The sequence below is a fragment of the Sporanaerobium hydrogeniformans genome, from assembly GCF_002735925.1.
GTDB classification, from domain to species: Bacteria; Bacillota; Clostridia; order Lachnospirales; family Cellulosilyticaceae; genus Sporanaerobium; species Sporanaerobium hydrogeniformans.
This window is the reverse complement of the sequence record NZ_PEDL01000016.1, coordinates 60,134-73,791: the sequence shown is the minus strand read 5'-3', so window position 1 is coordinate 73,791 and position 13,658 is coordinate 60,134. Positions and strand designations below refer to the sequence as shown.

Genomic DNA, 13,658 nt, shown 5'->3' with positions numbered 1-13,658 from the left:
TATCCTCCTAGTGTAAAAGATAAAATAAACAATTATTATGAGGATTAAATAGATATCTTGACAATGAGTGAAAAGATATGTTAAAGTGTACAAAAACTATTACAAATAGTATAATGTTCGATTTTTTAGTTTATTCAAAAATAATTACTATAATCTCAGGAGGCCAGGAAATGTCAAAAATTTTAAAAGAAGGTATTACATTTGATGATATCCTTTTAGTACCAGGTTATTCGAATGTTTTACCTCACCAAGTTACTTTAAACACGAAGCTTACTAAAAAAATTACTCTGAATGTCCCTTTTATGAGTGCAGGGATGGATACCGTAACAGAAGCGCGGATGGCAGTTGCTATTGCACGTCAAGGTGGTATCGGTATTATCCATAAAAACATGTCTATTGAACAACAAGCAGAAGAAGTAGATAAAGTAAAGCGTTCAGAAAATGGTGTTATTACAGATCCATTTTCCCTCTCTCCCGAGCATTACGTGTATGAAGCGAATGAATTAATGGCAAAATACAGAATATCTGGTGTACCTATTACAGAGGGAACAAAATTAGTAGGTATTCTCACTAACCGTGACCTTCGTTTTGAAACCAATCATAATCGTCAAATCAAAGAAGTGATGACAAGTGAAAACCTTATTACAGCACCAGAAGGTACAGACCTACGTAAGGCAAAACAAATTCTCGCAGATCACCGTATTGAAAAACTTCCTATTGTAGATAAAGAAGGCAATTTAAAAGGACTTATTACTATTAAAGATATTGAAAAAGCAATTATGTATCCACAAGCTGCAAAAGATACACAAGGTCGTCTTTTGGCTGGAGCAGCTGTAGGTGTGACAGCAGATGTTTTAGACCGCGTAGATGCCCTTGTAAAAGCAAAGGTAGATGTGATTACGATTGATACAGCTCACGGTCATTCTCAAGGTGTATTAGATACTGTTAGAAAAGTAAAAGCAAAATATCCTGAGCTTCAAATTATTGCAGGAAACGTAGCAACAGCAGAAGCAACAGAAGCCCTGATTGAAGCTGGTGCAGATGCTGTTAAAGTAGGGATTGGACCTGGTTCAATCTGTACAACACGCGTTGTGGCAGGTGTAGGTGTACCTCAAATCACCGCTGTGGAGGACTGTGCCAAGGCAGCAGCTAAATATGGTGTACCTGTTATAGCAGATGGGGGAATTAAATACTCAGGTGATGTTGTAAAAGCAATCGGTATGGGGGCTAGCGTCTGCATGATGGGGTCTATGCTTGCGGGCTGTGAAGAAAGCCCAGGTGAAATCGAACTTTATCAAGGTAGAAAATACAAAGTATATCGTGGAATGGGCTCTATTGCAGCCATGGAAAAAGGAAGTAAGGACCGTTATTTCCAAAATGATGCGAAAAAATTAGTACCAGAAGGTGTAGAAGGTCGTGTAGCGTATAGAGGTTATGTAGCAGATACGATTTTCCAAATGGTAGGTGGACTTCGTGCAGGTATGGGGTATGCAGGAGCAGCTTCTATTGCAGAGCTACAAGAAAAAGCGCAATTTGTGAAAATCACAAGTGCAGGACTTAAAGAAAGTCATCCACACGATATTCATATTACAAAAGAGGCACCAAACTACAGCATTGAATATTAGAAGATACCTTTTATTAAAGTAAACGGATGAAAAATAAGGAGGATTAAAGGCATGGCCCATGAACTGGTTATCGTTCTTGACTTTGGTGGACAATACAACCAACTTATTGCAAGACGTGTTAGAGAATGTAACGTATATTGTGAAGTACATCCTTACAATATAAGCTTAGAAAAAATTAAAGCAATGAATCCAAAAGGGATTATCTTTACAGGTGGACCAAACAGTGTATATGGTGAAGATTCACCACTTTGTGATCAAGCCATCTTTGAACTAGGTATTCCTATACTTGGGATTTGTTATGGTTCACAGCTTACAGCACACCTTCTAGGAGGTAAAGTGGCAACAGCACCTGTAAGTGAATATGGAAAAACAGAAGTAAATGTAGGAACAACTTCAAAACTGTTTAAAGGGGTATCCCCTAAAACCATTTGTTGGATGAGCCACACAGATTACATTGAAGCAGCACCAGCAGACTTTGCATTACAGCACATACACCTGTTTGCCCAGTAGCAGCGATGGAAAATGTGCAAAAAGGTATTTATGCTGTACAATTTCATCCAGAAGTGATGCATACTCAGGAAGGTATGATCATGCTTTCTAACTTCGTAAAAGAAATCTGTGAATGTGAAGGCGACTGGAAAATGGATTCTTTCGTAGAAACGACTATTGAGGCTATTCGTGAAAAAGTAGGTGACGGAAAGGTATTATGTGCTCTTTCAGGAGGAGTAGACTCTTCTGTTGCAGCTGTACTTCTTTCAAAAGCTATTGGTAAACAACTTACTTGCGTATTTGTAGACCACGGCTTACTTCGTAAAAACGAAGGAGATGAAGTAGAACAGGTATTTGGCCCTAATGGTCACTATGATCTTAATTTCATCCGTGTGAATGCACAAGAGCGCTTCTATGAGAAATTAAAAGGTATAGAAGAGCCAGAAGCAAAAAGAAAAATTATTGGTGAAGAATTTATCCGTGTATTTGAAGAAGAGGCTAAGAAAATCGGTAAAGTAGACTTCCTTGTACAAGGAACTATTTACCCAGACGTTATCGAAAGTGGTCTAGGCAAATCCGCAGTCATCAAATCTCACCACAATGTAGGTGGACTTCCTGATTGTGTTGATTTTAAAGAAATTATCGAGCCACTTCGCCTTCTTTTTAAAGATGAAGTACGTAAAGCTGGTTTAGAGCTTGGTATTCCAGAATACCTTGTATTTAGACAACCTTTCCCAGGTCCAGGTCTTGGTATCCGTATCATAGGGGAAGTAACAGCAGAGAAAGTACGTATCGTACAAGATGCAGATTGGATTTACAGAGAAGAAATAGCCAAAGCAGGCGTAGATAAAGGTTTGGGTCAATACTTCGCTGCCCTTACAAACATGAGATCTGTAGGTGTAATGGGAGACGAAAGAACCTACGACTACGCTATAGCACTAAGAGCAGTAACAACAAGCGACTTCATGACAGCAGAAAGCGCCGACCTTCCATGGGAAGTACTTGGAAAAGTAACAAGAAGAATTATTAATGAAGTTAAAGGGGTTAACCGTGTTATGTACGATTGCACAGGGAAGCCTCCTGCAACGATAGAATTTGAGTAAAACTAACAGCCGTGCGCGGCATAACAAAAAAGGTAGGAATGAGAGCTCGCTCTCAATTCCTACCTTTTTTGTTATGCCGCACGGCTATGGAAGTAAACATGTTAATGAGAAAATCACAGGTATGGCGTAAGAGTTAATGTTTGTTAAAGTAAAATATTAATTGAGATAAATGGGTTAATATAGTATTATAACAGGTAAAGAAACTAATCCTGAGGTAAGGGTAGTATGGAGGTTACTTCAGGATTTTTATATTAGCTTTGTCACAGGAGAGATATACAAATGTATAATGAAAAAGCGATTGCACTATTCAAAGATTGGGATGAAGCGTTAATATGGTCTTGCCTACAAGGATATATGGGGACAATGATTGTAGATGATGAAATCATTCCTACATCAGCAATTATTATTAATGGTGACTTCAGTTTTTGTGCGGGAATTCCGAATGAGGATTTGCTGAAATCCGTACCTATGAGAGAGTTTATGTTGATAGCACCAAGTAACGAAGATTGGCAAACACTGATAGAGCTTGTTTTTGGTGAAAAAGCTAAGAAGATATTACGCTATGCTATCAAAAAGGAACCTGATGTTTTTGATAAAGAAAAGCTGAAATCATTTGTGGATTCTCTTGATAATGAGTATGAAATTCGGCTATTTGACAGTGAAGTTTTTGAATTAGCTCGAAGTGAAAGCTGGTCAGCTGACTTGTGTTCTCAATTCAAGAATTATCAAGACTATCAAAATCGTGCAATTGGTGTAGCAATACTTCACAATGGCAATTTGGTTTCAGGTGCCTCTCCATATGCGGTATACAAAGATGGAATTGAGATTGAAATTGATACAAAGCCTGAATATAGAGGAAAAGGGCTTGCCACTGTATGCGGCGCAAAGCTAATCTTGGAGTGTCTCTCAAACAACATTTATCCCAGTTGGGACGCCCATGACTTAAGGTCGGTTCATTTAGCAGAAAAATTAGGCTATCATCTTTCCCATCCATATGTCACTTATGAAATCACAAATGATGTAAAATGAGTGGTCATCTTTGTGCACTCATTTTGGAACAACAGCAAAAGTGTTGCGAAAAAACGGTAACGAAAAATAGCTCGGTGAGGCAAGTTTATATTCGCTTGGAGGTGACAAAGTGGAGGAAATTTATAATTGGGTTCAGGGTTTAATGGATAGTGATAACAAAAAGGCTTATCAATGTTTAAAGTTACTGGAAAATGAAAGCTATCAATCTGATGCTGTATACCCTTTCTTTAATGTGTTTGCAGATATGCTCGATAATGAAAATTCTTATATCAGAACAAGAGGCATTATTCTGATTTCTGTTAATGCTCAATGGGATAGTGACCATAAAATAGATGAAATTATCGACAAGTATCTAAAGCATATCACAGATGATAAGCCGATTACTGCACGGCAGTGTATTAAGGTGTTACCTATTATAGCAAAATACAAGCCGGATTTAAGGCAGGATATTTTGAATGCATTACATCGGGCGCATCCAACAAGATACAAGGAAAGTATGCAATCGTTGGTGGTAAAAGATATTCAAAAATGCGTAAACAACATACAAAAACTCTAACCAAGCGAATGAGCAATACATTGATTAATCAACAGTTTTAGAATCAGTAAAAGGTATAAATATTAGTTCGAAGCAATAAGTGAAAGTATGTTGAGAAATTCTGCTTTTACATTGTTGTTTTTTTATCTAGAAAAACTGATATTATTATTAACAAGTATTATTTATATAATGTAAGATTCAAAATTAGAATTAAAGGAGAATACTAATGATAGCTATAATAGGAGCAAGTTTATTTTCAATAGTGATTGTTTTATCAGTTCTAATAATATGTGGTCTGCCAATAGGAGAATTAACCATGGGAGGGCAGTATAAAGTTTATCCTCCTAAATTACGAATAGTGTTAGCAATACAATTAATTTTACAGATGTTTTTCGTGATAATAATTTTACAGATGGGTGAGTTTATTCCTTTATGGTTTTCTAGAAATACTACAAAAATTATTTGTTTAATTATGGCAACATATCTTTCGTTAAATATAATTATGAATATTTGTTCAAAAAGTAAAAAAGAAAAATACATAATGACCCCTCTTTCATTTGTTACAGCAATATGTTTTTGGATAACGGCGTTGTAAATGAGATTTATTTGTATGTTCAATAACACACTTAATAGATAAAATTCATTTAATAAGCACACTACTTGAGCATTCTGTTCACAAGCAAAAATTCTTTAATATATAAGATGTATTCTCCTAATCTTGAAGTGATAATTCCAGATGAAAAATGACCCTGATTTTAAACAAATATCGCAAGGCAACACTTTGACAACAGAAAATCAGCGAGTCAAAATAAAATATGTAATATAGATAAAATAAAACTATTTATCATATAAAACTTAAACGAAAAAGTTTAAGAAAAGAGATGAACTAGCCGAGTTCGAATAATCACGCAGGCTTGTAAGCCGTGCAAAATAAATGAGAAAATGCCCAAGGAGGAGCTCGTTCCTCCTTGGGTATTTTCTCATTTATTTTTATAGGGCGGAGCCCGTATAAAGAGTCATTTTACGTGTACTTTGTAAAATGACTCTTTACGCACGGCTATCGAAGCAAAAAGGTCAGTTGAGTAAGATATAAGAGCAGTATATGAAAGCAGATGTAACAAAGTGGAGTAAGTCCAGCTTGTTCTTAGAAAGATTTTGAAGTGCCTATTTTTTATAGGGCTAAACCCTTATAGTGAGTAATGTTACACACCTTTTATAACATTACTCACTACGTACGGCTTTTTAAGTAAGAAAGTAGATTTAGTAATGAACAGGATAATAGTGCAAAGGGGAATGTTATAAAGAATTTACAATGATTATAGGAAATAGTGTGAGCACAATACATAGATATATTTATTAATATGAGTGGGTTGTGATATACAATAGTTAGGTAAAGTATAGTGAAAATGGAAATGGAAATGGAAATAATGTAAGAGTTTTATTTTTGGGTCTTAGAGAAATATTTTTTAAATATGTGAGGATTTCTAGAGAGCGCAAAATATAATTAATGAAAGATATGAGGTATTGTTTTGTTTTAATATTTAAAATATAATATAAAATATATATATATTGTGTTATTAGATGTTTTATGGTGTGAAAAGAAATTTTATAGGGGAAAATAATACTACTTATGAAAAGGAGAGTTACAAATGGCAGACAATTTTAAGTTACCAGGATCCTCATATGAAGAACTGATAAAAATTATTAAAGCATATTCTACTGGGAAAGAAGGACAGGCTCAAACATTGGATGCAATTGCACAATCGACGGGGATGGATAGAACGGTAGTTAGTCGTAACAATGGTTTTTTAGTTCAAATGGAACTTTTATCTGAAGGAAGCAAAAAAACCCCAACAGCTGAATGTTTTGGCTTAGGAAGGGCATATGCACATGGTATAGCAGAAGAAATTGAGAAAAAATGGAAGGGTTTAATAGAACATAATGAATTTTTATCACGTATGCTTTCTGCAATAAATATAAGAAATGGTATGGATAGAACTGGATTGATTAACCATATACTTTATTCTGCTGGAGCAACATCAGGTGCTCCTAAAGTTGGAGCTAATACAATTATTGAGATATTTAAAGCTGCTAATCTAGTTATAGAAGATGATGGAAAAATAAAAACAATAGAACAAACTATAAGTAATGAACGATTGAATTCGGATAATAATAATTGTGAATCGGAAAATACACAAATACCAATTGTTAATGCAACTAAAATAGGTTCAAATACAGGTAATATAATTAATATTAACATAAATATAGATGTAAATGTGAACGAGATAGAAGAGCTTAGTCAAAAAATTAAAATGCTTCTCAAGTCAATTAATGAATAGGAAGCAGGTGATTTTATGACATACAATATAGTTCTGACAACAGCAGAAGATATTGTTGGTGTTGTGGATGCTGTTCTGGCTAAGAATGAAAATTGTGATATATTGTTTATTCATGAGTTTGCAGATATTTCTGAAGTTCAAGCTAAGAATGCATTAGACATGGCTATAGAACTTAATCTTATTACAATTGATAATAATACAATGAGATATAGTAGTAATTCCCTTTTGGCAAGGTTATTAGTTTCAGCGAGAAATAATCAGCATAAGGCAACTATAATGAGATTTATATTAGAGCAGTATAAACCATTTATTACATTTAAGGCAAGATATAACTTTTCTCAATCAATTGATTTGGCCAGCAAACAAGTTAAACATTTGTATACAATGACATCTAGTTATAAAGATATTAAGAATACATTAACTAATATAGCAACTTATGCAAAAGCAATGCTTAGTGATGGGGCTAGTCAGTATATCTTTAATGATGATAGTGTATCTTATATTGAAATATTAGATGTTGTATTGAAATCTAAGGCTAATGATGATTATGCTCTTAGGACATTATTAGGGGAAGAGGTATATAATTTTGTTGATGAGGAAAAGGTATACGCACCTCTTTCTGATGCCTTTGGTAAAATACAAAATGAATTAAGTGATGGTAAAACAATAATTTTATATGCAGGGAATGCATTTGAATCATTCTTGAAGCAAATAGCGGATAAGCATCAAATATCATTAACTGGGAAGAATGGGATTATTCAAAAAAGTTCTGCGCTTAGTAGTGTTATTTCTAAAAAACATAGAGGAATGATTGATTACATTGGTCAAGTTAGAAATGCTGCTGACCATGGAGCTGATGTTGATGAGGGAGGGGGCGTTTGGGAAATTTCAGAAGAAACTTCCAGAGTCTTTCCTACAATCATTGCAACAATTATAAAGGACATAGTATTAAGAGAAAAGGGAAATTTATACGTATAATAGGAATAAATATGAGATTTCAATTTCATTTTTAGTATAAAAAGCATAATACTATTAATAGGCTACATTAATGGAGTAAAAGCTGATTTAGGTTTTAGGCATTTTGGTTTACCAAGCTCTAAATCTAACCTTTATAACTACCTGCTTAACTATTAAGAGGCATGGTACCGCTCCTTAGTAAGCACATGATTTATCTTGTAAGCGCATCAAAGGCAGTTATAAACTTTGATGCGTCTATTTTTTATAGGAGCAATGTAAAGAGTCATTTTATGTGCCCTTTATAAAATCACTCTTTACACATGGCTATTAAAGTAAGGATTAGGCTATATAAAAGAAAAAATTTCATTAGCTTAATTTACACTTTACAAACTAACAACTGTTAGCTATACTAAAACTAACAAATGTTAGGGGGGGTATACATGAATTTATACTTTGGAAATGTAGCATCCATTTTTTCAACCATTTTAATTGCGATAACGTTATCGTATATAGTACTTACAACAGCTAACAGAACTAAGATCATATACTGGGGAAGAAGAATAGGTACACTTGCAGGGCTTGGACTACTAGTATGCTGTTTTGTTGCTACAAGAGATGGATATGATCTATCTGTTCAGGCATCCTTTAATGACAATATAGTAGCTGGATTATTTACATTAAACAGTATACAATCAAAAATTTGTTGTATTGGTGGTGGGGTTATTGCATTATCTTCGTTTTCCAGCATATTTATAAAGAATCAGAAGTATAGAGAGGTGATTTTTTATATTCTTGCTACAGCAATTATAGTAAAGACCTTCATTATTGAAATTTCTAGATGGGTGATGTGATAATGAAAATTGTAATGATTAATGGACAAAATCATAAAGGAAGTACCTATCATGCAGGGAAGCTTTTAATAGATGCAATAACTATAGATAAGCAGGTCAAAGAATTTTTTCTACCTCGTGATCTTAATCATTTTTGTTTAGGCTGCTATGCCTGTATTGAAGATGAAACAAAGTGTCCTTATTTTCCTGAGAAAAATATCATTATGCAAGAAATAGAACAGGCAGATTTATTGGTTTTTACTACACCTAATTATTGTATGGCGCCATCTGCACCTATGAAAGCCTTTATTGATTTGACTTTTACGTATTGGCTTTCTCATAAGCCACGAGAATGTATGTTTAATAAAAAAGCCGTCGTTATTTCAACTACGGCGGGAGCTGGTGCAAGGGAGGCGATCAAACCTGTGGCAAGAACCTTAGCTTACTGGGGAATTTCTGATATAAAAAAATTTGGCTTCACTGTTCAGGCAATGAACTGGGAAGGTGTGTCTGCAGAAAAAAAGCTTAAAATTAAAAGAACATTAAGTAGGCAAGCAAAGATTTTAGATAAGAATAAGAATAAGAATAAGAAACCCAATGTATCTTTTAAAACAAAACTATTATTTAACATGTTTGCAGGAATGCAAAAAGCAAATATGGGAAGTAGTCCTACAGAGAGAAAATATTGGGAAGATAAGGGTTGGATTGGAAAGGAGCGTCCATGGAAAAACAAATGACAACAAAAGAGAAAATAATATTTGAGTCTTTAAAGCTATTTTCTGAAAAAGGCTATGAGGGCGTATCTATGAGAGAAATTGCTTCAGCAGTTGGAATAAAAGGTGCATCCATATATAATCACTTTAAAGGTAAAGAAGAAATTTTTAACGCGATATTCGAGGAGATGAAAAGCAGATATGATGGCTTTGCAACTTCGATGCACATTCCTGTTGAGCAGGATGATACAACAACTGAAATCTATTTGAATATAGATGAAGAGATGTTGCTAAAATATACGGAGAATTTATTAGGTTTTTTAGTAAAAGAAGAGTTTCCAGTTATGTTTAGGAAACTTCTGGTTGGTGAACAACACAGATCGCCAATTGCTGCAGAAATGTTAAAACAATACTATTTTGATGGTCCCATACTCTTTCAAAAACAACTTTTTGAAAGTCTTCAAAAGAAGGGTGTCTTTAAAGGTTATGATGCAGGTATTATGGCGCTTCATTTCTACAGCCCGATCTATTATATTATATGCAAACTAGATTTGGGAGCCTCTTATGAAGAATACCTACAGACAATCAAAAGCCATGTGCATGGTTTTTATATGCTATATGTCAAATGAGTAGGATCTTCGATTGCAATTGAGATAGAAGTAAATAAAAATAATTATGAATATTATGAATTATAGTGAAGGCAGACGTTTTATTGCCAATAGATAAAGTCGTAAATTCAGTAGATGAATTTGGCGTAATGGTATGCGAAGAAACTATTTATATAATAGGAGAGAAAATATGGAGGATACAATTAAACAAATACTCTTTTCTTTGGGAGCAGATGTATGCGGAATTGCGAATATAGATAGATTTATTTCTACTCCGGAAGGATTCTTACCAACAGATGTATTTGAAAAATGCAAAGCAGTAATCGTGTTTGGAAAAGCATTACCCAAAGGATTAACGCATGTCTCTTCACGACTGGTTTACGGCTATTATAATTATTTCAGTTGCTCAGAGGTAGATAGAATCGCATTACAAGCAGCAAACAAAATTGAACATCTCTTTAATGCAAGGGCAGTTCCTATGCCCTGTGATGCCCCATATGAATTTTGGGACAAAGAGACATTAACAGGTAAAGGTTTGATTTCAATGAAACATGCTGCTGTTTTAGCAGGACTTGGAGAGCTTGGTAAGAATAGTTTACTCATTAATGCTCAGTTTGGAAATTTGCTCACCATTGGTGCAGTATTGGTGGATATAGATTTGAAATCAGATGAATTGTGCCAGGGGATATGTATAGCAAATTGTACTAAGTGTATAGATAGTTGCCCAGTACATGCTATAGAGAATAGATGTGTAAATCAAGCATTATGCAGAACAAATACATACAGTAAAACACAACGTGGATTTGATACAGTTGAATGTAATGAGTGTAGAGTAGTTTGTCCCATGAGATATGGAATATGAGCATACTCTTTGCAATTGAAATTCTTTTAGTTAATAAGATGTATTCTCATAATCCTACCCAAAGGTGGCTACGAGATCAGCATAAAATGCTGCTCTCATAGCCACCTTTTTGTATTAGGAGATTTAAAAATGGAGACTAGAAAAGAACAAAAAGAGAGACGAAGGCAAGAGATTATATACGCAGCGGCAAAACTATTTGTACCGCATGGCGCATTATAAAAAAAGACTAAAATGACAATAGGATGCCCAATAAATAGTTAGAGGCGAGAGTATGTTGTTAAAAGATTTTGTAAGAATGAAGTGGATGTGTTACTATTAATTAAAGACTCTAGTTGTGATATTAAGAAAAGTTAGCGAGGAAAGCAATGAATAATCAAGAACAACATAAACGACGTGTAAGATATAAAGGAACGCATCCTAAGAGTTATAAAGAAAAGTATAAAGAACTTCAGCCTGAAAAATATAAAGATACTATTGAGAGGGTTATTCAAAAGGGAAGCACTCCTGCTGGTATGCATCTTTCAATATGTGTTAAAGAGATACTGGAATTTTTGCAAATAAAACCAGGACAGATAGGACTCGATGCAACTCTTGGCTATGGCGGTCATACCTTAGAAATGCTAAAATGCCTAAGAGGCGAAGGGCATATGTATGCTTTAGATGTAGATCCTATTGAAATAGTAAAAACGAAAAAACGTTTAAAAGACTTAGGATATGATGAGAATCTATTAACAATCAAACAATTAAATTTTAAGGATATTGACCAAGTAGCCAAAGAAGCAGGTTCCTTTGATTTTATGTTAGCGGATTTAGGAGTTTCTTCTATGCAAATTGATAATCCAGATAGAGGCTTTTCCTTTAAACAGGAAGGACCATTGGATTTACGTCTAAATCCTGAAAAAGGCTTATCTGCAGCAGAACGTTTAAAAGAAGTTACGCAAGAAGAATTACAAGGCATGTTAATTGAGAATTCAGATGAACCTTATGCAAAAGAGATAGCTAAGGCGATTATTTCTAAGACAAAGAAAAAAGAGTATATCTCTACGACCACTCAGCTTCAGCAAGTTATAGGGGAAGCACTTGCCTTTATTCCAGAAGATAAACGAAAAGAAGGGGTTAAAAAATCATGTCAAAGAACTTTTCAAGCATTACGTATTGATGTGAACAGTGAATTTGAAGTACTAGAAGAATTTTTAGAAAAGCTTCCCAGTGTTCTTTCAAAGGGGGGGCGTGTTGCCATACTCACTTTCCATTCAGGAGAAGATAGGCTTGTCAAAAAATCCTTTAAAAGGTTATTACGTGAAGGAGTTTATAGCGAAATTGCAACGGAGGTTATTAGACCATCTACTGAGGAGTGTAATAGAAACGGCCGTGCACGTTCAACAAAAATGAGATGGGCAATAAAAGCTTAAGTAAGAATAAGTTTAGGTTAAAAAGCACCTCTTAAAGAACCTGAAAGGATGGTTTTTTAAGAGGTGTTATAAGTTTGAGCCTATGAAATTCCTATATCTATAGACAGAGGACAATAACTGTAAAAGGTGTAGTTACTGCAGGGATGCTTTTCGTGGCACGACGGTAAAGAACTACAAGATTTCTATTTCTAAGTTCTCCTAGATAGTTCTGATTATTAGGTAGTAAGCGTTGTGTCCGGGGAGAGATATTAAGTTTTAACTGATTATCACTACTTACTAATTCATTATTGAAGTAATCTACTTTAACAAAATAATCTCTAGAATTTTTAGCAATGACAACAGCTCTATAACGGGGAGGATAAATAAGGACAACTGGAACAGAGGTGTCATAATAGGCTGTAATAGAATCTCCTTTTTGTAAGGTAACATGATTAACAAAATAGGTATTTAAATCAAGCGTAAAATAGGTAAGATTCTGGTTGTTACTCTTTATACCTATAATAAGTGAACAAGCAGTTTTATCGTTGGTAGAGGTAGGGAAACTTTCTATACTGGTAATTATTCCACTAACGGCTGCAAAGGGAGGCATCTTATTTCTCCTAAAAATAAATTTATAGTAATATATTACAAAAAAGTAAAATGTGTGCATGTCATTTAAACATTTTAAAAACAATAGGTAAGATAAAGGAAAATAGAGGACTATTACGATTAGGGTCTATCATTTAATGAAAAAATGAGGGATAATGGACAAGTTAGAAGGTAAGCTAGAGGATAAAAGAGCTTATTGAGAGGGATTGGAGAGTGAAACAATGAATATACAAATTTTTGGAACTAAGAAATGCTTTGATACCAAAAAAGCAGAGCGTTATTTTAAGGAACGTGGTATAAAATATCAATTTGTAGATTTAAAAGAAAAGGGCTTAAGCCAAGGAGAACTTAATAGCATCAAGCAAGCTGTAGGTGGTATAGAAGTGATGATTGATAAGAACTGTAGAGATAAAGAGGCAGTAGCACGTATCCAATTTGCTTCTAATATGAACAAGGAAAAAAGAGTATTAGAATATCCAGTGCTCCTTAATACGCCTATTGTTCGTAATGCAAAGCAGGCTACCATAGGTTATAAACCAGAAGTATGGAAGGATTGGGAATAACAAAA

General features: G+C 34.4%; 13 protein-coding genes and 1 pseudogene. 13 read left to right on the top strand and 1 reads right to left on the bottom strand.

Going from position 1 to position 13,658, the window contains the following annotated elements; translation table 11 throughout:
* Positions 1-170: 170 nt before the first annotated feature.
* From guaB to rsmH, 12 genes and pseudogenes are all read left to right on the top strand, one after another.
* Positions 171-1,625 carry an IMP dehydrogenase gene (guaB, locus tag CS063_RS13285; RefSeq protein WP_099450192.1) on the top strand — a complete coding sequence of 485 codons (1,455 nt, stop codon included), beginning with the start codon at positions 171-173 and terminating at the stop codon, positions 1,623-1,625.
* Between the two features lie 51 nt (positions 1,626-1,676).
* A pseudogene (guaA, locus tag CS063_RS13280) lies at positions 1,677-3,217 on the top strand (glutamine-hydrolyzing GMP synthase).
* Positions 3,218-3,496: 279 nt separating this feature from the next.
* A complete protein-coding gene (locus tag CS063_RS13275; protein ID WP_099450191.1) occupies positions 3,497-4,246 on the top strand; it encodes a GNAT family N-acetyltransferase in 750 nt (249 codons plus the stop codon).
* A gap of 109 nt (positions 4,247-4,355) precedes the next feature.
* The gene (locus tag CS063_RS13270) at positions 4,356-4,802 is read left to right on the top strand and encodes a hypothetical protein (protein WP_330401019.1); all 447 of its coding nucleotides are present in this window, start codon (positions 4,356-4,358) and stop codon (positions 4,800-4,802) included.
* A gap of 205 nt (positions 4,803-5,007) precedes the next feature.
* Complete coding sequence (locus tag CS063_RS13265; protein WP_099450190.1) at positions 5,008-5,376, top strand: hypothetical protein; 369 nt, start codon at positions 5,008-5,010, stop codon at positions 5,374-5,376.
* 1,054 nt (positions 5,377-6,430) lie between these two features.
* On the top strand, positions 6,431-7,120 hold the full coding sequence (locus CS063_RS13260) for a hypothetical protein (protein WP_099450189.1): 690 nt from the start codon (positions 6,431-6,433) through the stop codon (positions 7,118-7,120).
* Between the two features lie 15 nt (positions 7,121-7,135).
* On the top strand, positions 7,136-8,098 hold the full coding sequence (locus CS063_RS13255; RefSeq protein ID WP_099450188.1) for a hypothetical protein: 963 nt from the start codon (positions 7,136-7,138) through the stop codon (positions 8,096-8,098).
* Between the two features lie 419 nt (positions 8,099-8,517).
* Entirely contained in the window at positions 8,518-8,928 is a 411-nt protein-coding gene (locus CS063_RS13250) for a hypothetical protein (protein ID WP_099450187.1), read from the top strand.
* A gap of 2 nt (positions 8,929-8,930) precedes the next feature.
* The gene (locus CS063_RS13245; RefSeq protein WP_099450186.1) at positions 8,931-9,644 is read left to right on the top strand and encodes a flavodoxin family protein; all 714 of its coding nucleotides are present in this window, start codon (positions 8,931-8,933) and stop codon (positions 9,642-9,644) included.
* Positions 9,629-10,249 (top strand): TetR/AcrR family transcriptional regulator, encoded by a 621-nt coding sequence (locus tag CS063_RS13240; protein WP_099450185.1) that lies wholly within the window; start codon positions 9,629-9,631, stop codon positions 10,247-10,249. The genes CS063_RS13245 and CS063_RS13240 overlap by 16 nt, the downstream gene beginning before the upstream one ends.
* Before the next feature lie 133 nt (positions 10,250-10,382).
* Positions 10,383-11,090 (top strand): epoxyqueuosine reductase, encoded by a 708-nt coding sequence (locus tag CS063_RS13235; protein WP_308415510.1) that lies wholly within the window; start codon positions 10,383-10,385, stop codon positions 11,088-11,090.
* Positions 11,091-11,455: 365 nt separating this feature from the next.
* Entirely contained in the window at positions 11,456-12,502 is a 1,047-nt protein-coding gene (rsmH, locus tag CS063_RS13230; protein WP_099450183.1) for a 16S rRNA (cytosine(1402)-N(4))-methyltransferase RsmH, read from the top strand.
* A 97-nt stretch (positions 12,503-12,599) separates the two neighbouring features.
* Here rsmH and CS063_RS13225 read toward each other — a convergent pair whose 3' ends face one another.
* Positions 12,600-13,091, bottom strand: coding sequence for a hypothetical protein (locus tag CS063_RS13225; RefSeq protein WP_099450182.1), 492 nt, complete (start codon positions 13,089-13,091; stop codon positions 12,600-12,602).
* A gap of 220 nt (positions 13,092-13,311) precedes the next feature.
* Between CS063_RS13225 and CS063_RS13220 the strand changes: the two genes are divergently transcribed.
* Positions 13,312-13,653, top strand: coding sequence for an arsenate reductase family protein (locus CS063_RS13220; RefSeq protein ID WP_099450181.1), 342 nt, complete (start codon positions 13,312-13,314; stop codon positions 13,651-13,653).
* Positions 13,654-13,658: the final 5 nt, after the last annotated feature.